Annotated in this window: 16 protein-coding genes; 10 read left to right on the top strand and 6 right to left on the bottom strand. The window is 59.7% G+C overall.

All coding sequences use genetic code 11. The annotated features are described in order from the left end of the window. Positions 1-2: 2 nt before the first annotated feature. Positions 3-1,982 (bottom strand): bifunctional tRNA (5-methylaminomethyl-2-thiouridine)(34)-methyltransferase MnmC2/FAD-dependent 5-carboxymethylaminomethyl-2-thiouridine(34) oxidoreductase MnmC1, encoded by a 1,980-nt coding sequence (mnmC, locus tag TU74_RS08410; protein WP_048375979.1) that lies wholly within the window; start codon positions 1,980-1,982, stop codon positions 3-5. 141 nt (positions 1,983-2,123) lie between these two features. Here mnmC and pap point away from each other — a divergent pair, with 141 nt between their 5' ends. After that, positions 2,124-3,638, top strand: coding sequence for a polyphosphate:AMP phosphotransferase (gene pap, locus TU74_RS08415; RefSeq protein ID WP_048375980.1), 1,515 nt, complete (start codon positions 2,124-2,126; stop codon positions 3,636-3,638). A gap of 66 nt (positions 3,639-3,704) precedes the next feature. On the opposite strand, the gene TU74_RS08420 is transcribed toward pap, so the two are convergent. Beyond that, a complete protein-coding gene (locus TU74_RS08420; protein WP_047275355.1) occupies positions 3,705-5,096 on the bottom strand; it encodes a class II fumarate hydratase in 1,392 nt (463 codons plus the stop codon). A 194-nt stretch (positions 5,097-5,290) separates the two neighbouring features. Here TU74_RS08420 and TU74_RS08425 point away from each other — a divergent pair, with 194 nt between their 5' ends. The 7 genes from TU74_RS08425 (at position 5,291) to TU74_RS08455 (ending at position 13,105) form a co-directional block, all read left to right on the top strand. Further along, positions 5,291-5,806, top strand: coding sequence for a DUF2059 domain-containing protein (locus tag TU74_RS08425; protein ID WP_047277713.1), 516 nt, complete (start codon positions 5,291-5,293; stop codon positions 5,804-5,806). 11 nt (positions 5,807-5,817) lie between these two features. After that, entirely contained in the window at positions 5,818-6,123 is a 306-nt protein-coding gene (locus TU74_RS08430) for a BolA family protein (RefSeq protein ID WP_047275352.1), read from the top strand. 102 nt (positions 6,124-6,225) lie between these two features. After that, on the top strand, positions 6,226-7,164 hold the full coding sequence (gene trhO, locus TU74_RS08435; protein ID WP_047275350.1) for an oxygen-dependent tRNA uridine(34) hydroxylase TrhO: 939 nt from the start codon (positions 6,226-6,228) through the stop codon (positions 7,162-7,164). Between the two features lie 3 nt (positions 7,165-7,167). Next, positions 7,168-7,803 (top strand): DsbA family protein, encoded by a 636-nt coding sequence (locus tag TU74_RS08440; protein WP_048375982.1) that lies wholly within the window; start codon positions 7,168-7,170, stop codon positions 7,801-7,803. After that, on the top strand, positions 7,733-9,613 hold the full coding sequence (locus TU74_RS08445; RefSeq protein WP_230683769.1) for an ABC transporter ATP-binding protein: 1,881 nt from the start codon (positions 7,733-7,735) through the stop codon (positions 9,611-9,613). The genes TU74_RS08440 and TU74_RS08445 overlap by 71 nt, the downstream gene beginning before the upstream one ends. Positions 9,614-9,815: 202 nt before the next feature. Then, entirely contained in the window at positions 9,816-12,272 is a 2,457-nt protein-coding gene (locus TU74_RS08450) for an EAL domain-containing protein (RefSeq protein WP_048375984.1), read from the top strand. Between the two features lie 44 nt (positions 12,273-12,316). Next, on the top strand, positions 12,317-13,105 hold the full coding sequence (locus TU74_RS08455) for an iron-containing redox enzyme family protein (protein ID WP_048375986.1): 789 nt from the start codon (positions 12,317-12,319) through the stop codon (positions 13,103-13,105). Between the two features lie 76 nt (positions 13,106-13,181). On the opposite strand, the gene TU74_RS08460 is transcribed toward TU74_RS08455, so the two are convergent. The 4 genes from TU74_RS08460 to TU74_RS08475 form a co-directional block, all read right to left on the bottom strand. Continuing rightward, entirely contained in the window at positions 13,182-13,922 is a 741-nt protein-coding gene (locus TU74_RS08460; protein WP_048375988.1) for a YciK family oxidoreductase, read from the bottom strand. Between the two features lie 45 nt (positions 13,923-13,967). After that, positions 13,968-14,639, bottom strand: coding sequence for an N-acetylmuramic acid 6-phosphate phosphatase MupP (mupP, locus tag TU74_RS08465; RefSeq protein WP_047275340.1), 672 nt, complete (start codon positions 14,637-14,639; stop codon positions 13,968-13,970). Between the two features lie 3 nt (positions 14,640-14,642). Further along, complete coding sequence (ubiG, locus tag TU74_RS08470) at positions 14,643-15,341, bottom strand: bifunctional 2-polyprenyl-6-hydroxyphenol methylase/3-demethylubiquinol 3-O-methyltransferase UbiG (protein WP_047275338.1); 699 nt, start codon at positions 15,339-15,341, stop codon at positions 14,643-14,645. Positions 15,342-15,404: 63 nt separating this feature from the next. Continuing rightward, a complete protein-coding gene (locus TU74_RS08475) occupies positions 15,405-16,736 on the bottom strand; it encodes a TRZ/ATZ family hydrolase (RefSeq protein ID WP_047292809.1) in 1,332 nt (443 codons plus the stop codon). A 108-nt stretch (positions 16,737-16,844) separates the two neighbouring features. On the opposite strand from TU74_RS08475, the gene mtnA reads away from it, so the two are divergent. Together mtnA and gyrA are read left to right on the top strand one after the other, a co-directional pair. After that, on the top strand, positions 16,845-17,921 hold the full coding sequence (gene mtnA / locus TU74_RS08480) for an S-methyl-5-thioribose-1-phosphate isomerase (protein WP_047277871.1): 1,077 nt from the start codon (positions 16,845-16,847) through the stop codon (positions 17,919-17,921). 273 nt (positions 17,922-18,194) lie between these two features. After that, positions 18,195-20,858 (top strand): DNA gyrase subunit A, encoded by a 2,664-nt coding sequence (gene gyrA, locus TU74_RS08485; RefSeq protein ID WP_048375991.1) that lies wholly within the window; start codon positions 18,195-18,197, stop codon positions 20,856-20,858. Positions 20,859-20,879: the final 21 nt, after the last annotated feature.

The following is a 20,879-nucleotide window of genomic DNA, read 5'->3' on the forward strand; positions in this document are numbered from 1 at the left end:
CGTCAGCGCCTGCGAACCAACGCGCGTACGGCAAAGCGATTGGGGTGACAGGCTTGGGCAACGTCACGCGGCAGGGGGAGGGGCTCATTGTTGATCCACGCCGCCAACAACTCGCCCGACAAAGGCGCGGTTATCAGGCCGCGTGAACCATGACCGCTGTTGATATACAAACCGTCGAGCCATGGGCACGGTACGTCCGGCGCTTGCCGGGCGTCCTTGCTCAGTACGGCATACGCCTGGTCGAACGCCTGCGGGTCGGCAAGCGGCCCGACGATGGGCAGGTAGTCCGGGCTGGTGCAGCGAAACGCAGCCCAGCCCTGCAATGACTCGGGATCAAGGTGTTCCTTGCCCAGACGTTGCACCAAATCCGGCGAAATTTCTTGCAGCAACTCCAGATTGCCCTGATGGCCTTCGGGCGTGGTGGTCAAATCGTCATTATGGAAATCAAAGCTGGCGCCCACGGTGTGCTCGCCAAGTCGGCCGGGCGCCACATAACCCTCGGCGCAGACGACGGTGTTCAGCGCGGCACTGCCGGGGCTTTCGATCAATTGGGTGATTTGCCCGCGAATGCGCTTGAGGGGCAAGCCGCTGCTGGCCGGGAAGCGTTTAACCTCGGCGGCCCCCGCCAATATGGCCACTGAAGCACTGGCCAGCACGCGATCGTTATGCAACGCGTGCCATTGGCCGTCTACCTTGTCGATGTGCAGCACGTCATGGTGCGTCAGGATCTTCACATTCGGGTGCAGTGTCTGGAAGCGGCACAGGGCTGGAGGGTGAACCCAGCCGCCCTCAGGATAGAAAAGGCCGCCATGGGCCAGTTCGACACCGGCCAGGGCTTGGGCCTGGGGTTGATCCAGCAAGTGAACCAGCGCAGCAGGAAAGGCGGCGGCCAGTTGTGCCTGACGGTCAGCCTCCTTGGCATTGAAACCCAGTTGCAGTACGCCGCAGTCGTCCCAGTCCCGACCACGCTGCAAGTGTTCAAGTACACGACGGGTGTAGCCGAAGCCGCAGACGATCATCTGCGACAGCGCGGTGCCGTGCGCGGAAAGCTTGAGGTACAACACGCCCTGCGGGTTGCCCGAAGCCTCCTTGGCCAATCGTTCGTGACGCTCCAGCAGGGTCACTTGCCAGCCGCGTTTGGCCAGGCTGTTGGCGCTGGCGCATCCCGAGAGCCCGGCGCCAATTACCAATGCCGTGCGCGGGCCGTTGATTTGCGGCGGGCGAGCGAACCAGGGTTTGACGCCGGGTTCGGCCACCGCAGTTTCAGGCATCCCCAAAAACACGCCCCGCAGAATTTCCCACTTGTGCCCGATCCCGGGCGTGCGACGCATTTTGAAGCCGGCTTCATTCAGCGCGCGGCGCACCCAGCCGGTGCTGGTAAAGGTGCTGATCGTGGCATCGGGTGCTGCCAGACGCGCCAACTGCGCAAACAGTTCGGGGGTCCACATCGCCGGGTTTTTTGCCGGAGCGAAGCCGTCCAGAAACCAGGCGTCGATTCGCGCATCGAGCTGCGGCAATTGTTCCAGCACATCGCCAATCAGCAAGGTCAGCGTGACCCGCCCGTTGGCCAGACTGAGGGTCTGGAACCCCGGATGAATCGCGAAATAGCTCGCCAGTAAGGGTTCACTGTACGGCGCCAGCTCTGGCCAGAGGCTGAGGGCGCGTTGCAGGTCCTCGCGGGTCAGCGGGTATTTTTCGACACTGACGAAATGCAGTCGGGCGTCAGGGTGGGCGGTTTCTTCAAACAATTGCCACGTACACAGAAAGTTGAGGCCGGTGCCGAAACCGGTTTCGCCCACCACAAAATGCCCGTGGGCGGGCAGGGCGGCAAAGCGCTCGCGCAAGGCATTTTGTTCAATGAACACATAACGGGTTTCTTCCAGACCGGATTTGTCCGAAAAATACACGTCGTCAAACAGTCGCGAGTGGGGGCGACCCTGGTCATCCCAGTCGAGCTGGGCATTGGGCATTTCAATTGTCATGGGGGGCTCGGTATCGGCAAGGCGGCCATTCTAGCGGATTGGCAGATGACAGCATGACCCATGACAGATTTGTGATCATTCTCCCCTACGCATGACAGATCATTCCGCTAGTCTTGTGGGCATCGTGCCAGGGAGTTTTCCATGTTCGAATCCGCTGAAATTGGCCATGTCATCGACAAAGAAACTTACGACAACGAAGTGCCCGCGTTGCGTGAGGCCTTGCTCGAAGCGCAATACGAGCTGCATCAGCAGAAACGTTCTGCAGTGATTGTGCTGATCAACGGGATCGAAGGGGCTGGCAAGGGCGAAACCGTCAAGTTGCTGAACGAGTGGATGGACCCGCGACTGATCGAAGTGCGCACCTTCGACACCCAGACCGATGAAGAACTGGCGCACCCGCCGGCCTGGCGCTATTGGCGTCAGTTGCCGGCCAAGGGGCGAATGGGGGTGTTTTTCGGCAACTGGTACAGCCAGATGCTGCAAGGGCGCGTGCATGGTCAGTTCAAGAATGCGGTGCTCGATCAGGCAATCAACGGCGCTGAACGGCTGGAAAAACTGCTCTGCAATGAAGGCGCGGTGATATTGAAGTTCTGGTTTCACCTGTCCAAAAAACAGATGAAAGCCCGGCTCAAAGCCCTGAAGGACGATCCGCTGCACAGCTGGCGCATCAGCCCGCTGGACTGGCAACAGTCCGAAACCTACGACAAGGTGGTGCATTTCGGTGAGCGGATGATTCGTCGCACCAGCCGCGACTTCGCCCCGTGGAACATCGTTGAAGGCGTGGACCCGTATTACCGCAGCCTGACGGTGGGCAAAATCCTGCTCGAAGGCCTGCAAGCAGCAATCAATACCCCCAAAGTCAAGCCGCACTCCATCACGGTGCCGCCTTTGCCGGACCCTATAGACGGCAAGAGCCTGCTCGATTGTCTGGACATGACCCATCGTCTGGACAAAGACGATTACGAGGAGCAGTTGATTACCGAGCAGGCGCGTCTGTCCGGACTCATGCGCGATAAACGCATGCGCCGTCACGCGTTGGTGGCGGTGTTTGAAGGCAACGATGCGGCGGGCAAGGGCGGCTCGATCCGGCGCGTGGCCGCCGCCCTGGACCCCCGTCAATACAGCATCGTGCCAATTGCCGCCCCTTCGGAAGACGAACGGGCGCAACCGTACCTGTGGCGCTTTTGGCGGCAGATCCCGGCGCGCGGCAAGTTCACGATCTTCGACCGCTCTTGGTACGGGCGCGTGCTGGTGGAGCGCATTGAAGGCTTTTGCGCTCAACAGGACTGGCTGCGCGCCTATGGCGAGATCAACGACTTCGAAGAACAGTTGCACAATGCGGGCGTCATCGTGGTCAAGTTCTGGCTGGCGATTGACAAGGACACCCAGCTGGAGCGTTTTCAGGCGCGCGAAACCATCCCGTTCAAACGCTTCAAAATCACTGAGGAAGACTGGCGCAACCGCGAAAAGTGGGACGAATACCGCGCGGCCGTGTGCGACATGGTGGACCGCACCAGTACTGAAGTGTCGCCCTGGACCCTGGTAGAAGCCAATGATAAGCGCTGGGCGCGGGTCAAAGTGTTGCGCACCCTTAACGATGCGCTGCAAGCCGCGTTCGAGAAACGCGACCGGCACGATAAAAAGCACAAGAAGTAACTAACGCGATCTTTCTCGGTGTTCGGCAGCGACGACAACAGTGGTGTCGTCGCTGCGCGCCTGCCGTCAGTGCTTACCGGTGCCCAACATGTTCTCTGGCCGCACCCACTGGTCGAATTCTTCGTCTGTGAGGTAACCCAGCTCCAGCGCGGCTTCGCGCAGGGTCAGGCCTTCGGCGTAGGCTTTTTTGGCGATTTCCGCCGATTTGTCGTAACCAATGTGCGGATTGAGTGCCGTCACCAGCATCAGGCCACGTTCCAGATGTTCAGCCATTTTCGCCGCGTCGACTTCCAGCCCGGTGACGCAATGCTTGTGGAAGTTGCTGCAGCCGTCTGCCAGCAGCTGGATCGATTGCAGCAGGTTGTGGACGATCACCGGCTTGTACACGTTCAGTTGCAAGTGACCCTGGCTGGCGGCAAAGCCGATGGTCACGTCGTTGCCCATCACCTGGCAGGCCAGCATCGACAGGGCTTCGCACTGCGTCGGATTGACCTTGCCCGGCATGATCGAGCTGCCCGGCTCATTGGCGGGCAGTTTGATTTCGGCCAGTCCCGCGCGTGGGCCGGAACCCAACAGGCGGAAGTCATTGGCCAGTTTCATCAGCATGACCGCCAGGGTTTTCAGCGCACCTGACAAGTTGGTCAGGGGCTCGTGCCCCGACAGCGCGGCGAATTTATTGGGTGCAGTGACAAAGGGCAGGCCGGACAGCGCTGCCAGTTCAGCGGCAATCGCTTCGGCAAACCCGTGGGGTGCGTTCAGGCCGGTGCCGACGGCTGTGCCGCCCTGGGCCAACTCGTAGACCGCAGGCAGGGCCGCGTAGATGCCGCGTTCGGCGTAATCGAGTTGCGCGATAAACGCCGACACTTCCTGACCAAAAGTAATCGGCGTGGCGTCCATCATGTGGGTACGCCCGGTTTTCACCAGCTTCATGTGGCGTGCCGACAGCTCCGCCAGGCCGCCGGTCAGTTCGCTGATAGCGGGCAGCAATTGTTCATGCACCGCTTTGGCCACGGCGATGTGCATGGCAGTGGGGAAGCAGTCGTTGGAGCTTTGGGAGCGGTTGACGTGGTCATTGGGGTGCACCGGCGACTTGCCACCCCGGCCCTTGCCCGCCAGCTCGTTGGCGCGTCCGGCCAGCACTTCGTTGGCGTTCATGTTGCTTTGGGTGCCGCTGCCGGTTTGCCAGACGGCCAGCGGGAACTGGTCATCGTGTTCACCGGCCAGCACTTCATCGGCGGCCTGTTCAATCAGGCGGGCGATGTCGGCAGGCAAGTCGCCATTGCGGTCATTGACCCGGGCAGCGGCTTTTTTGATCAGCACCAGGGCGTGCAGCACGGGCAGCGGCATTTTCTCGTTGCCGATGGCAAAGTTGATCAGCGAACGTTGGGTCTGCGCGCCCCAATAGGCCTCCTCCGGCACATTCACTTCACCCAGGCTGTCGGTTTCGATACGGCTCATCTGGTGGCTTCCTCTCAGAAATGGATCACTGAGCTTAGGCCCGGATCGGGGAAAGGGGTTCAATCTTTGGTTTTATCGACTTTTGTCGACAGGATGAGAACCCTTATCACCCTCGGGGTTGAGTGACACACTTTGTTAGGCGCAGAATGGGCGTCCTTGGGGTTCGACCTCGCTTGCTAGATAAAGGAAACTCGATGACCCGTCTTCGCGCCATCTGTACAGCAGTTGCTCTGGTATGCGCCAGCGGCCAGGTTTTTGCCGATGCTGCCAGCCACGCTGCCAGTGCTGAAACCTTCCTGAAGCTGGCCCATGCCGACAAGCTGGGTACCCCGGTCTACATGCAAGTGCAGCAAATGTTCGCTCAACGCTTTGAGCAGACCAAAGCACCTGCCTCCAAGAAAGCCCTGCTGGAAACCTACCAGGCCAAGGCCAACACTGCGCTGGATCAGGCCATTGGCTGGGACAAGCTCAAGCCGGACATGGTCAAGTTGTACACCACCAACTTCAGCGAACCCGAGCTCAAGGAACTGGTTGCGTTCTACCAGTCGCCACTGGGTAAAAAAGTCCTGGAAAAAATGCCTCAGTTGACCCAGCAATCGGCACAAATGACCCAGGCCAAACTCGAAAGCGCCGTACCGGTGGTCAATAAGCTGCTGGCAGACATGACCGCAGAGCTGGAGCCAAAAGCGGCCCCGGCCAAGAAGAAGTAAGCGGAGCCTCAATGAACATGCAACAACGTATTGAATCGACGCTTGCCGCCTTGCAGCCCGTGCACCTAAGCGTGCTCGATGAAAGTCACATGCACAGCCGCGGGTTGCAGACGCACTTCAAGGCCGTGCTGGTCAGCGAGCAGTTTGCCGGTCTCAACAGCGTCAAGCGTCACCAAAAGGTATACGCCACCCTGGGTGACTTGATGGGCGAGTTCCATGCGTTGGCCTTGCACACGTACACGCCTGAAGAATGGGCGAAAATCGGCACGGCCCCGGCATCGCCGACTTGTGCTGGCGGTGATCGCCCGTTGGCTTAACCCGGGGGCTTTTTGTTAGAATCCGCAGCGCGCCGCTTAGCCGGCGCGTTTTTTTTGCATCCGGTTCACCCCTTACGAGGGTAGCCACCTGGAGAGAGTCCCATGACTGCGCCAATCGTTGTCGCTGCACTGTATAAATTCGTCACCCTTGAAGACTACGTCGAACTGCGTGAGCCGCTGCTCAAGGCCATGGTCGACAATGGCATCAAGGGCACTTTGCTGATCGCTGAAGAAGGCATCAACGGTACGGTTTCCGGCAGCCGGGAAGGCATCGACGGGCTGATGGCCTGGCTCAGGAATGACCCGCGCATGGTCGATATCGACCACAAGGAATCCTACTGCGACGACCAGCCGTTCTACCGGACCAAGGTCAAGCTCAAGAAAGAAATCGTCACCCTCGGCGTTGAAGGCGTAGATCCGAACAAGAAAGTCGGTACCTACGTCGACCCCGAAAACTGGAACGCGCTGATTAGCGACCCAGAAGTTTTGCTGATCGATACCCGCAATGACTACGAAGTGTCCATCGGCACGTTCGAAGGCGCTATCGACCCGAAAACCACCAGTTTTCGTGAGTTCCCGGACTATATCAAAGCCAACTTCGACCCGGCCAAACACAAGAAAGTCGCCATGTTCTGCACCGGCGGCATTCGTTGCGAAAAAGCCTCCAGCTACATGCTCAGCCAAGGTTTTGACGAGGTGTATCACCTCAAGGGCGGAATCCTGAAATACCTCGAAGAGGTGCCGCAGGAAGAAACCAAATGGCAGGGCGACTGTTTCGTGTTCGACAACCGCGTCACCGTGCGCCATGACCTGACCGAAGGTGAGTACGATCAATGCCACGCCTGCCGTACGCCGATCAGCGCGGCCGACCGTGAGTCCGAGCATTATCAGCCGGGTATCAGTTGCCCGCATTGCTGGGACAAACTGAGCGAGAAAACCCGTCGCAGCGCCATCGACCGCCAAAAGCAGATCGAATTGGCCAAAGCCCGTAACCAGCCGCATCCGATTGGCCACAACTACCGTAAACCTGCCGAGGCCTGAGCCATGTCAGCGCGCCTGCTCTATGTGATGGACCCCATGTGTTCGTGGTGCTGGGGCTTTGCGCCCGTCGCCCGGGCCTTGGTCGAGCAGGCGCAGGCCGCCGGAGTGGAGTTGCATCTGGTGGTCGGCGAGTTGCGCACGGGCAGTGGATCAGCCCTCGAACCGCACACCCGACGCTACATTTTGGAGCATTGGCAGGCGGTCACTGAGGCCACCGGCCAGCCGTTTACGGTTGACGGAGCGTTGCCCGAGGGTTTCGTGTATGACACCGAACCCGCCTGTCGGGCGATCGTTGCCGCGCGCAGCCTGGCCCCCGATTGTGCGTGGACCCTGACGGGTTTGATCCAGCAAGCGTTCTACGTGCAGGGCCGTGATGTGACCCAGGCCAGTGTGCTGGTGGAGCTGGCTGAAACAGCCGGTGTGCCGCGCATCGAATTTGCGGCGGCCTTCGACAGTGTCGAGCAACACGCCGCGACGGCGGCTGATTTTACATGGGTGCAAGATTTGGGCATTGCCGGGTTCCCGACGCTGCTGGCTGAGCGCAATGGCCAGTTGGCGTTGCTCACCAATGGCTATCAACCGCTCGACCCTTTATCTGATCTGCTCGGGCGCTGGCTGGACCGTGCCGCGCGTGGGTAACCCCAAGGAATCCCCTCTGAGTACTTCCCAACCGGATCGCCTGACCTGGGCTGAAATCCGTCGGCTGGCCCTGCGTCACAAAAAAGCGCTGTGGATTGCCAATGGCGTCGCAGTGCTGGCCACCCTGTGCAGCGTGCCGATCCCGTTGTTGCTGCCCTTGCTGGTGGACGAAGTGCTGCTGGGCAATGGCGATGCCGCGCTCAAGGTGATGAATCAGTTCTTGCCGACCACGCTGCAGTCTTCAGTGGGGTATATCGGCCTGATGCTGCTGGTGACGTTGATGCTGCGTTGTGGCGCGTTGTTGTTCAACGTGCTGCAAGCGCGGTTGTTTTCGCGGTTGGCCAAGGACATCGTGTTTCGCATCCGCCTGCGGTTGATCGAACGCCTGAAACGCATCTCGCTGGCGGAATACGAGAGCTTGGGCAGCGGTACCGTGACCACGCATTTGGTGACCGACCTGGACACCCTGGACAAGTTCGTGGGCGAGACCCTGAGCCGGTTTTTGGTGGCGATGCTCACGCTGGTCGGCACGTCCGCGATTTTGTTGTGGATGCACTGGCAGTTGGCGCTGTTGATCCTGCTGTTCAACCCGCTGGTGATTTACGCCACGGTGCAGTTGGGTAAGCGGGTCAAGCACCTCAAAAAGCTCGAAAACGACAGCACCGCGCGCTTCACCCAGGCGCTGACTGAAACCCTGGATTCTATCCAGGAGGTGCGCGCCGGCAATCGTCAGGGCTACTTCCTCGGGCGCCTTGGGCACCGGGCTAAAGAGGTGCGTGATTTTGCTGTGGCCTCGCAATGGAAAAGCGACGCCTCCAACCGGGCGAGCGGGTTGTTGTTTCAGTTCGGGATCGATATTTTCCGCGCTGCCGCGATGTTGACCGTGCTGTTCTCGGACTTGTCGATTGGCCAGATGCTCGCGGTTTTCAGTTACCTGTGGTTCATGATCGGCCCCGTTGAGCAGTTGCTGAACCTGCAATATGCGTTTTATGCGGCGGGCGGGGCGGTGACGCGTATCAACCAATTGCTGGCCCGCGCTGACGAGCCGCAGTACCCCGGTGGGGCCGATCCGTTCACGGGCCGGCAGACCGTCGGGGTGCAAGTGCGGGACTTGTGTTTCAGCTATGGCGAAGAGCGCGTGCTCGATCACTTGAACCTGACCATTGCACCGGGCGAAAAGGTGGCCATCGTCGGGGCCAGCGGTGGCGGCAAAAGTACCCTTGTTCAGTTGCTGTTGGGGCTGTACACGCCTCAGTCAGGCAGCATCTTCTTTGCTGGCGAAAGCCAGCCGGCCATCGGGCTCGACACCATTCGTGAGCATGTTGCCGTGGTCTTGCAGCATCCGGCCCTGTTCAACGACACGGTGCGCGCCAACCTGACCATGGGCCGCGAGCGCACCGACGAAGCCTGCTGGCGGGCGCTGGAAATCGCCCAGCTCGACGGCACCATTCATACCTTGCCCCAAGGGCTGGACAGCATTGTCGGGCGCTCCGGCGTGCGCCTGTCCGGCGGTCAGCGTCAGCGGCTGGCCATCGCGCGCATGGTGTTGGCCGATCCCAAAGTGGTGATCCTCGATGAGGCGACCAGTGCGCTGGACGCTGCCACGGAATACAACCTGCATCACGCTTTGGGAAAATTCTTGAGCGGGCGCACGACTTTGATCATTGCCCACCGCCTATCTGCGGTAAAACAGGCGGATCGGGTATTGGTGTTTGATGGCGGCCGCATTGCCGAGCAGGGCGATCACCAACAGCTTATGGCTGAAGGCGGGCTCTACGCCAAGTTATACGGGCACTTGCAGCAAAGTTGAGCCTGCGTCGACGTTGCGTTTTCCCTGTTGAGTGCTTGAATCCCCAACATCAATCTCTTTTTTGTGCCTGATTGCCCGCCCGAAGCCTTTAGAGTGGGTCTGCACGTCTGGTTGTTTTGCTTGTCAGAAATTGACCTAGTCTCAAGTAGCCGTGAGGCATTTTCTCTGGTTTTCATCCAGCAATCTGAATGAAAGGGAACTCATGAAGCGTAAGCGTGAACTTGGTACACCGCGGCTGTTGGGCATTGTGTGGCCGTTTATCGCGGTGGTGCTGTTCCAGGCGTTATTAGGCTGCGTGAGCCTGTATATGCTCTCGGCGGTTCGGGGTTATGTGGCGGGCGAAAGCCTGTGGTCCAAGGGTCAAAAAGATGCCATTTACTACCTCAATCTGTACGCAGACAGCCGCGATCCGGCCATTTTTGACAAATATCAGCAGGCTATCCGGGTGCCGCAAGGTGGTCATAATCTGCGGTTGGCGCTGGACCAGTCCCCCCCCGATCTGAATGCCGCCCGCGAAGGCATCTTGCAGGGCGGCAACAGCCCGGATGATGTAGCGAGCATTATTTGGTTCTATCGCCACTTTCGCCATTTCAGTTACCTGGACACCGCTATCCAAAAATGGACGGTGGGTGACGAATACCTGATTCAGCTCGATACGCTGGCGCAGGAAATGCACCAAAAAATCAGTGCCAATCAGGCCACCGACGCGGACGTGCAGCGCTGGAAGCAGCGGATTTTCGAAATCAACGAAGGCGTGACTCCGGCCGCCAAAGCGTTCAGTGACGCCCTGGGTGAAGGTTCGCGCTTCATTCAACAGTTGTTGATCTTCATTAACCTCGCCACCGCCCTGATGTTGATTCTGCTGGCCCTGTTGCGCACGCATAAAATCCTGGCGCAGCGCCGGGCCTTTGCCGAGGCGTTGCAGGTGGAGAAAGAGCGTGCGCTGGTGACGTTGGAGTCGATTGGCGACGGGGTGATTACCACCGATGTCAACGGCGCCATCGACTACATGAACCCGGCTGCCGAACACCTCACTCACTGGAACTCCAAGCAGGCGCAGGGCGTGCCGTTGGCGGCACTGTTCAGGTTGCTGGATGAAAATGCGCCCGATGACGGCTTAAAGCTGATCGACCATATTTTGAGCGGCCAGTTGGGCAACAGCAGCGACCACTCCAAGCTGATTCAGCGCATGGATGGCACCACGGTCGCCGTGACGCTGGTGGGCGCGCCTATTTTCAGTGCAGGTAAAGTGAGCGGCGCTGTGCTGGTGCTGCATGACATGACCCAGGAGCGGCAATACATCGCCAATCTCTCCTGGCAAGCGACCCACGACGCTCTGACCGGACTGGCCAACCGCCGTGAGTTTGAGTACCGCCTGGATCTGGTGCTGCAAAACCTGGGCCGTCAGCAGGGGCGGCACGCCTTGATGTTCCTCGACCTGGACCAGTTCAAATTGGTCAATGACACCTGTGGCCATGCGGCAGGCGATGAGCTGTTGCGCCATATTTGTGCGCTGCTGCATTCGGGTTTGCGCGAGGGCGATACCCTGGCGCGTCTGGGCGGTGATGAGTTCGGCATCCTGTTGGAGAACTGCGCGCCGGATATGGCGGAAAAAATTGCCGAGGGTTTGCGTCAGACCGTTCAAAGCCTGCATTTTGCCTGGAAAGGCCGTCCTTTCCTTAACACCATCAGCATTGGTCTGGTACACATTCACCAAGCCCCTGTGACGCTGGAAGGCTCGCTGCGCGCAGCGGACATGGCCTGTTACATGGCCAAGGAAAAAGGCCGTAACCGGGTGCAGGTCTACCATGCCGACGACTCGGAGTTGTCTTTGCGTTTTGGCGAAATGGCGTGGGTGCAACGCCTGCACGTGGCCTTGGAGGAGAACCGGTTTTGCCTGTATTCCCAGGAAATCACGCCGCTGGGGCAGGGCGTGCAAGACGGGCATATTGAAATCCTGCTGCGGCTGCACGATGAATCGGGGCACATCATCCTGCCCGACAGCTTTATTCCGGCCGCAGAGCGCTATGGCTTGATGACATCGATTGACCGCTGGGTGGTCGAGAACGTGTTCAAAGTGATTTCTGAATGCTCGGCCTTGGGTTCTGATCAGTCGATGGCAATGTGTGCCATCAATTTGTCGGGCTCCACCATCGGTGATGAGGACTTTTTGCAGTTCCTGCATGAACAGTTCGCGTGTTATGGCGTGGCGCCGGAGCGGGTGTGTTTCGAAATAACCGAAACCAGCGCGATTTCCAATCTGGGCAGTGCGATCCGCTTTATCAATGACCTCAAAGGGTTGGGCTGCCACTTCTCGCTGGATGATTTTTGCGCCGGAATGTCATCGTTTGCGTACCTCAAGCATCTGCCCGTCGACTTTTTGAAGATCGATGGCAGTTTTGTAAAGGATATGCTGGACGATCCCATTAACCGCGCTATGGTTGAGGTTATTAACCATATCGGGCATGTTATGGGCAAACGCACTATTGCAGAGTTCGTTGAATCGCCGCAGATTGAGCAGGCATTGATCGAGATTGGTGTCGATTATGCTCAGGGTTACATCATTGAACGGCCGCGATTGTTCACCAGTGACAGCCTGTTGTCCCGCCCCAAGCGCTCATGGCCATTGGCTTTGAAGGCGCCGGGCTCGTTGCGTTGAGGTTTTGCAGGTCTGTCTAATCACCTCTCAAAAGGAACCCGATTGTGATCGATACATTTGTTCGTACTGGCCCGCTCATGGAAGCCACCAGTTATCCGCAATGGGCTCAGCAGCTGATTCGTGACTGCGCGCCGAGCAAACGCCGGGTCGTGGAGCATGAAATCTACCAACGCATGCGCGACAACACGATCAACCCCAAAACCATGCGCATGTACCTGATCGGTGGCTGGCCGGTTGTCGAGCAATTCTCGCTGTACATGGGGCATAACCTGGGCAAAACCCGCTATGGCCGCCACCCCGGCGAAGACATGGCGCGTCGCTGGCTGATTCGCAACATTCGCGTCGAACTCAACCATGCCGATTACTGGGTGCATTGGGCGCGTGCCCATGATGTGAGCCTGGACGACATGATCGCCCAGGAGATCCCGGCAGAATTCCAGGCATTGAACGACTGGTGCTGGCACACGTGCACGGCGGACTCGCTGGCGGTCTCGATGGCAGCGACCAACTACGCCATTGAGGGCGCCGTGGGTGAATGGTCAGCGGTGGTCTGTTCCAGTACGGTGTATGAGGACTCATTCCCGCAGGAGGGGCGCAAGCGCGCCATGAAGTGGCTGAAGATGCATGCTCAGTACGATGACGAGCATCCCTGGGAAGCCCTGGAGATTATTTGCACGCTGGCGGGCTTGAACCCGAGCGAGGCGCTGCAAACTGAACTGCGCAAAGCGATTTGCAAAAGTTATGACTACAAATACCTGTTCCTGCAAAGCTGCCTGCAGTACGAGAAGGCGCCCGTGGCGCGCGAGCGCCAGGAGATGGTCGAGGCCGGTTAAGGCGTTTGATTTGAATGTGAGCGCATAAAAAACCGCAGGTCGCGTACAGCGCAACCTGCGGTTTTTTAGTTGACGCTTACTGCGCGTCGAAGGCCTGGCCGTTGATGCCGGTGCTGTCCGGGCCCATCAGGTACAGGTACGCCGGCATGATCGCGTCGGGCAGCGGGTTGTTTTCCGGGTTTTCGCCCGGGTATGCCAACGCCCGCATGCTGGTGCGGGTTGCGCCCGGGTTGACGCTGTTGGCGCGAACCGGCGCGATGCCGTCCACTTCATCGGCCAGGGTTTGCATCAAACCTTCGGTGGCGAACTTGGACACGCCGTACGCCCCCCAATAAGCCCGGCCTTTGCGACCCACACTGCTTGAGGTGAAGATCACCGAGGCGTCCTGCGACAGCTTGAGCAGCGGCAGCAGGGTGCTGGTGAGCATGAACATGGCGTTGACGTTGACCTGCATCACGCGCATGAAGTTCTCACCCGACAACTGCTCCAAAGGCGTGCGCGGCCCGATGATCGAGGCGTTGTGCAGCACGCCGTCCAGGTGACCGAATTCGCTTTCGATCATGGCGGCCAGTTCGTCGTACTGGTGTGGCTGTGCCGTTTCCAGATTGAACGGGATAACCGCAGGCTGTGGGTGGCCTGCGGCTTCGATTTCGTCGTACACCTGGCTCAGATTGGCCTCGGTTTTGCCCAGCAGCAGCACCGTGGCGCCATGGGCTGCGTAGGTTTTGGCGGCGGCAGCGCCGATACCCCGGCCAGCGCCGGTAACGAGAATGACGCGGCCCTGAAGCAGGTCGGGGCGGGCGGTGTAATCAAACATATAAAGCCTCTACGAGAAGATGGGGTCTAAGGCGGCGCTTGTTGCTTAGCAACTGCACATCGCGTTATCCAATACTTTGCGCAAATCGCAGGGGTGATCGACCACGACGTCAGCGCCCCAGTGATCCGGGTTGTCGTCGGGGTTGATATAGCCAAAGCGCACGGCGGCGGTCTTGGTGCCTGCATCGCGGCCCGATTCGATATCGCGCAGGTCGTCACCGACGTACAGCACGCTGGCCGGGTCGAGATCGAGCATCTTGCATGCCAGTGTCAGCGGCTCGGGGTCCGGTTTGCTGCGCGTGACATGGTCCGGGCAGATCAGCAGTGCCGAGCGCTCGGCCAGCCCCAGCCGCTCCATGATCGGCTGTGCAAAGCGCACCGGTTTGTTGGTGACGACGCCCCAGATCAGGTGTGCTTTTTCGATGTCGGCCAACAGCTCGGCCATGCCATCGAACAGCCGCGTATGAACGGCGCAATTGTGCTGGTAGCGTTCCAGGAACTCCAGGCGAAGGGCTTCGAACCCCGGGGACTCTGGGTCCATGTTGAACGTCACGGCTACCATGGCGCGTGCGCCGCCGGAGATTTCGTCGCGGATCAGCTTGTCAGCGATAGGTGGCAGGTCGCGTTCGGCCCGCATCGCCTGGCAGATGGCAATGAAGTCCGGCGCGGTATCGAGCAGGGTGCCGTCCATGTCAAAAAGAACTGCTCTTAAACGCATGGCTTACTCCTCGCGCAGGGTCTGGATCATGTAGTTGACGTCGACGTCCGACTCCAGCTTGTAATGCTTGGTCAGCGGGTTGTAGGTCAGGCCGATGATGTCTTTGACGCTCAGTCCGGCCTGACGGCTCCATGCACCCAGCTCGGAAGGGCGAATGAACTTCTTGAAGTCGTGGGTCCCGCGCGGGATCAGCTTCATGATGTATTCGGCGCCAATGATCGCGAACAGATAGGCTTTCGGGTTGCGGTTGATAGTGGAGAAGAACACCTGGCCGCCCGGTTTGACCAGACGATGGCAGGCGCGGATGACCGAGGCCGGATCGGGCACGTGCTCAAGCATTTCAAGGCAGGTGACCACGTCGAATTGCTCTGGCATTTCTTCGGCCAGCGCTTCGGCGGTGATCTGGCGGTAATCCACTTCCACGCCGGATTCAAGTTGATGCAGGCGGGCTACGGCCAATGGCGCCTCGCCCATGTCGATGCCCGTCACCTGGGCGCCGCGCTGGGCCATGGATTCACTGAGAATGCCACCGCCGCAGCCCACGTCGAGGACTTTTTTGCCGGCCAGTTGCACGCGCTCGTCAATCCAGTTGACGCGCAACGGGTTGATGTCGTGCAGTGGCTTGAATTCGCTCTCACGGTCCCACCAGCGATGGGCAAGCGCTTCGAATTTGGCGATCTCGGCGTGGTCAACGTTGCTCATGGGTCAATCCTCTAAAACTGAAAAATCCGGGTAATGCGGCGGGCTGACACCCCCGCGTTGGTCTCAATGGGTGTGGCTGGCGATGCGCTCGCCCCAGGCTTTGGCGTTCGCGATCAGCTGTTGTTCATCCAGGCGGGTCAGGCGCCGGTCTTCGACCAACTGCTTGCCGCCCACCCACAGGTGCTGGACGCAGTCCCGGCCTGTGGCGTAGATCAGTTGCGACACGGGGTCGTAGACCGGCTGCTGGGCCAGCCCACTCAAGTCGAAAGCCACCATGTCTGCATATTTACCGAGTTCAATGGAGCCGATATCGCTTTCAAGGCCCAAGGCGCGGGCGCCGTTAAGGGTCGCCATGCGTAACGCGCGGTGGGCGTCAAGTGCCGTGGCCGAGCCTGCGACGGCCTTGGCCAGCAAGGCAGCGGTGCGGGTTTCGCCCAACAAATCGAGGTCATTGTTACTGGCCGCGCCATCTGTGCCTACCGCCACATTCACCCCGGCCTGCCATAAACGCTCGACCGGGCAGAAGCCGCTGGCCAGTTTCAGATTGGACTCGGGGCAGTGAATCACGCTGGCGTTGCTTTCTACCAGCATCGCCAGGTCGTCATCGCTGATCTGGGTCATGTGAACGGCCTGGAAGCGCGGACCCAGCAACCCCAGGCGAGCGAGGCGGGCCAGCGGCCGCTCGCCCGTGTGCGCCTGCGCCTGATGCACTTCATGGGCGGTTTCGTGCACGTGCATATGAATCGACGCGTCCAGCTCATCGGCCACCACGCGGATTTTTTCCAGGTTTTCGTCGCTGACGGTGTAGGGCGCATGCGGGCCGAAAGCGATGTTGATCCGTGGATGAAATTTAAGGTCGCCAAACAGTTCCACCGCCTGGCGCAACGACTCGTCCGCCGAACTCGCGCCGGGGATCGGGAAGTCGAGGATCGGAATCGCGACTTGCGCGCGGATGCCGCTTTCATGAACACGGTCGCAGGCGACCTTGGGGAAAAAGTACATGTCGCTGAAGCAGGTGATGCCGCCTTTAAGCTGTTCGGCAATCGCCAGGTCGGTGCCGTCGCGCACGAACGCTTCGTCGACCCACTTGCCCTCGGCGGGCCAGATATGATCTTGCAGCCAGGTCATGAGCGGCAGGTCATCGGACATCCCGCGAAACAGCGTCATGGCTGCATGGCCGTGGGCGTTGATCAGCCCCGGGCAAAGCAGATTGCCGGGCAGTTCGCGGGTCTGGACAGCGGTGAGCTTCAGGGCGGTCGCGCGCGGGCCGATGAACACGATGCGCCCGTCACGAATACCGACACCGTGGTCCTTGAGTACGACGCCGGCCGGTTCGACAGGCACCAACCAGGTTGGCAACAGTAATAAGTCGAGGGGCGCAGTCGCAGTCGGCATCGAAAAGGGTGTCCAGTGCTTTATAAAAAGGAGGCGAAGTATACCCGAGCGTCTTGCTGGAGGGCTCGCTATAATCGGCGGCTTTGTTTCTGGGTGATGGGGGAAGGCATGCGCGATCGACTGTTGGCGGCGGAAAAGGTGAAGGCCATCGACTGGCGGGGCGAGGCCCTGTATCTGTTGGATCAGCGTATTTTGCCGTTCGAAGAAAGCTGGTTGCCCTACACCAGCGCTGAGGGTGTCGCACAGGCCATTCGCGACATGGTGGTGCGTGGCGCGCCGGCGATCGGTATCGCCGCCGGCTACGGCGTGGTGCTCGCTGCACGCACGCGCAAGGCGGCTGGCGGTGATTGGGTGGCGGCGCTGGAAGCCGACTTTTTGCTATTGGCTGATTCGCGGCCGACGGCGGTCAATCTGTTTTGGGCGCTGAACCGTATGCGCGAGCGCCTGGCCCGCGTGCAGCATCGCGAGGATGCGCTGCAGGCGCTCGAAGCCGAAGCCTTGGCCATTCATGACAGTGATCGCGAAGCCAACCTGACCATGGCGCAACTGGGTGTCGATGTGATTCGTCGGCATCAAGGCAACGCCCAGGCCGTGTTGACCCACTGCAATACCGGTGCGCTGGCGACTGGCGGTTTTGGTACGGCGCTGGGGGTGATTCGTGCGGCCTTCCTGGAAGGCATGATTGAGCAGGTCTATGCCGATGAAACCCGGCCGTGGCTGCAAGGTTCGCGCCTGACCGCCTGGGAATTGGCCAATGAAGGGATCCCGGTGACGTTGAATGCCGACTCGGCGGCGGCGCATATCATGAAGACCAAAGGGGTGACCTGGGTGATTGTGGGGGCTGACCGCATCACGGCAAACGGCGATGTGGCGAACAAAATCGGCACCTACCAGTTGGCCGTCAATGCCATGCACCATGGCGTGCGGTTTATGGTGGTCGCCCCCAGCTCGACCATTGACATGGCGCTGGACAGCGGTGAGTCGATCCCGATCGAAGAGCGGGACGGCGAAGAATTGCTGAGCGTGGGCGGCAAGCGCGTGGGCGCGCAGGTGTCAGCGTTCAACCCGGTGTTTGACGTCACGCCCGCGGACCTGATCGATGTGATCGTGACCGAAAAGGGCATCGTCGAACGTCCGGATGCCGCCAAAATGGCCCAGTTAATGTGTCGCAAGCGGCTGCATTAAGACGCTCTCGGCTCCCCAGAGCGCGTTTAAGCCGATAATTGGTGCACTTACTGTGTGCCATGCGCATCAGGGGGATAGGTGCGTGGCGGCGATTGTGATAACATCCAGCGGTTTCCAGGGTGGCCCGCAGGGGTTGCCCTTAATGCGCAAATCCGTGTCATAACTCGTTGATTTGTCGTAAGTCGTTGCTTGGCACGTGGCCAGCATCGGCGAGCTTCGTTCGTCCCGAATGGATGTGGCGAAGTTTCACCCGAAAAAGGAATCAGGCTTCTCATGGGCGAACTGGCCAAAGAAATCCTCCCGGTCAATATCGAAGACGAGCTGAAACAGTCCTACCTCGACTACGCAATGAGCGTAATTGTCGGGCGGGCACTGCCTGATGCACGCGATGGCTTGAAGCCCGTGCACCGGCGTGTGCTGTTTGCAATGAGCGAACTGAACAACGACTGGAACAAGCCGTACAAGAAATCTGCCCGTGTGGTCGGTGACGTAATCGGTAAGTATCACCCGCATGGTGATACTGCGGTGTACGACACCATCGTTCGAATGGCTCAGCCATTCTCCCTGCGCTACCTGCTGGTAGACGGTCAGGGTAACTTCGGTTCGGTCGACGGCGACAACGCCGCCGCCATGCGATACACCGAAGTGCGCATGAGCAAGTTGGCCCACGAACTGCTGGCCGACTTGCACAAAGAGACCGTGGACTGGGTGCCGAACTACGACGGCACGGAAATGATCCCGGCGGTCATGCCAACCCGTATTCCCAACTTGCTGGTCAACGGCTCCAGCGGCATCGCCGTGGGCATGGCCACCAACATTCCCCCGCACAACCTGGGTGAAGTGATCGATGGCTGCCTGGCGCTGATCGACAACCCTGAGCTGAGCGTCGATGAGCTGATGCAGTTCATCCCCGGGCCGGACTTCCCGACAGCGGCCATCATCAACGGCCGTGCCGGCATTATCGAAGCCTATCGCACCGGTCGTGGCCGTATTTACATGCGTGCCCGTTCGATCATCGAAGACATCGACAAGGTCGGTGGTCGCCAGCAGATCGTGATCACCGAGCTCCCTTACCAGTTGAACAAGGCGCGTCTGATCGAAAAGATCGCCGAACTGGTCAAAGAGAAGAAGCTCGAAGGTATTACCGAGCTGCGCGACGAGTCCGACAAAGACGGTATGCGTGTCGTGATCGAGCTGCGTCGCGGTGAAGTCCCGGAAGTCATCCTGAACAACCTGTATGCCCAGACACAGCTGCAAAGCGTGTTCGGCATCAACATCGTGGCCCTGATCGACGGTCGTCCGCGCATCCTGAACCTCAAGGATCTGCTGGAAGCCTTCGTGCGCCACCGCCGCGAAGTCGTTACCCGCCGTACGGTATTCGAGCTGCGCAAAGCCCGCGAGCGCGGTCACATCCTTGAAGGTCAGGCCGTTGCACTGTCCAACATCGACCCTGTGATTGCCCTGATCAAAGCGTCGCCCACGCCGTCGGAAGCCAAGGAAGCGCTGGTTAGCACGCCTTGGGAGTCTACCGCCGTGGTGGCCATGGTCGAGCGCGCAGGGGCCGATTCCTGCCGTCCGGAAAACCTGGACCCGCAATACGGCCTGCGTGATGGCAAATACTTCCTGTCGCCTGAGCAGGCTCAGGCCATTCTTGAATTGCGTCTGCACCGCCTGACCGGTCTTGAGCACGAGAAGCTGCTGGCCGAATACCAGGAAATCCTGAATCAGATCGGCGAGCTGATCCGTATCCTCAACAGCGCTGTGCGTTTGATGGAAGTGATTCGCGAAGAGCTGGAAGTGATCCGCGCCGAATACGGTGATGTGCGTCGTACTGAAATCCTGGATGCCCGTCTCGACTTGACGCTGGGCGACATGATTCCGGAAGAAGAGCGTGTGGTCACCATTTCCCACGGTGGTTACGCCAAGACCCAGCCACTGGCGGCTTATCAGGCTCAGCGCCGTGGCGGTAAGGGCAAGTCGGCTACCGGCGTCAAGGATGAGGACTACATCGCTCACCTGTTGGTAGCCAACAGCCACACCACGCTGTTGCTGTTCTCCAGCAAAGGCAAGGTGTACTGGCTCAAGACCTATGAAATTCCGGAAGCCTCCCGTGCAGCCCGGGGTCGTCCGTTGGTCAACCTGCTGCCGCTGGATGATGGCGAATACATCACCACCATGCTGCCAGTCGAGGAATACACCGAAGGTCACTTCATCTTCATGGCCACTGCCAACGGCACTGTGAAGAAGACCCCTCTGGAAGCCTTCAGCCGCCAGCGCAGCGTCGGCCTGATCGCCCTGGAACTGGATGAAGGCGACGTGCTGATCAGCGCCGCGATTACTGACGGCGAGCGCGAAGTCATGCTGTTCTCCGATGGCGGCAAGGTGACGCGCTTCAAAGAGTCTGACGTGCGTGCCATGGGCCGTACGGCGCGAGGCGTGCGCGGCATGCGTCTGCCGGAAGGCCAGAAGCTGATTTCGATGCTGATTCCTGAAGAGGGCAGCCAGATCCTGACGGCTTCGGCGCGTGGTTATGGCAAGCGCACCCCGATCAGTGAGTTCCCTGAATACAAGCGTGGCGGTCAGGGCGTGATTGCCATGGTCAGCAACGAGCGCAATGGCCGTCTGGTCGGTGCGGTTCAGGTGCTGGACGGTGAAGAGATCATGCTGATTTCCGATCAGGGCACTCTGGTGCGTACCCGTGTCGATGAAGTATCGAGTCTGGGGCGTAACACGCAGGGCGTCACCTTGATCAAGCTGGCAAGCGATGAAACGCTGGTCGGGCTTGAGCGGGTTCAGGAGCCTTCGGAAGTCGAAGGCGAAGAACTCGAAGGTGAGGGCGAAGACGGTATCGAGATCGAAGGCGAGGTCCTCCGGGACGGCGCTGACGACGAGCAACCGCTAGAGGCTGCCGCTGACGAAGAAGCACCGCAAGAATAAGCGGACACACAGGGGGCGGAT

This window comes from Pseudomonas lundensis (assembly GCF_001042985.1).
Lineage (GTDB): Bacteria > Pseudomonadota > Gammaproteobacteria > Pseudomonadales > Pseudomonadaceae > Aquipseudomonas > Aquipseudomonas lundensis.

Bases quoted from the DNA above. Each gene is read 5' to 3' on its own strand.
- TU74_RS08475 (WP_047292809.1), bottom strand. From the start codon at position 16,736: ATGCCGACTGCGACTGCGCCCCTCGACTTATTACTGTTGCCAACCTGG.
- TU74_RS08445 (WP_230683769.1), top strand. From the start codon at position 7,733: ATGGCTATCAACCGCTCGACCCTTTATCTGATCTGCTCGGGCGCTGGC.
- pap (WP_048375980.1), top strand. From the start codon at position 2,124: ATGTTCGAATCCGCTGAAATTGGCCATGTCATCGACAAAGAAACTTAC.
- mtnA (WP_047277871.1), top strand. From the start codon at position 16,845: ATGCGCGATCGACTGTTGGCGGCGGAAAAGGTGAAGGCCATCGACTGG.
- mnmC (WP_048375979.1), bottom strand. From the start codon at position 1,982: ATGACAATTGAAATGCCCAATGCCCAGCTCGACTGGGATGACCAGGGT.
- TU74_RS08430 (WP_047275352.1), top strand. From the start codon at position 5,818: ATGAACATGCAACAACGTATTGAATCGACGCTTGCCGCCTTGCAGCCC.
- TU74_RS08420 (WP_047275355.1), bottom strand. From the start codon at position 5,096: ATGAGCCGTATCGAAACCGACAGCCTGGGTGAAGTGAATGTGCCGGAG.
- mupP (WP_047275340.1), bottom strand. From the start codon at position 14,639: ATGCGTTTAAGAGCAGTTCTTTTTGACATGGACGGCACCCTGCTCGAT.
- TU74_RS08425 (WP_047277713.1), top strand. From the start codon at position 5,291: ATGACCCGTCTTCGCGCCATCTGTACAGCAGTTGCTCTGGTATGCGCC.
- TU74_RS08440 (WP_048375982.1), top strand. From the start codon at position 7,168: ATGTCAGCGCGCCTGCTCTATGTGATGGACCCCATGTGTTCGTGGTGC.
- TU74_RS08460 (WP_048375988.1), bottom strand. From the start codon at position 13,922: ATGTTTGATTACACCGCCCGCCCCGACCTGCTTCAGGGCCGCGTCATT.
- TU74_RS08450 (WP_048375984.1), top strand. From the start codon at position 9,816: ATGAAGCGTAAGCGTGAACTTGGTACACCGCGGCTGTTGGGCATTGTG.
- ubiG (WP_047275338.1), bottom strand. From the start codon at position 15,341: ATGAGCAACGTTGACCACGCCGAGATCGCCAAATTCGAAGCGCTTGCC.
- trhO (WP_047275350.1), top strand. From the start codon at position 6,226: ATGACTGCGCCAATCGTTGTCGCTGCACTGTATAAATTCGTCACCCTT.
- gyrA (WP_048375991.1), top strand. From the start codon at position 18,195: ATGGGCGAACTGGCCAAAGAAATCCTCCCGGTCAATATCGAAGACGAG.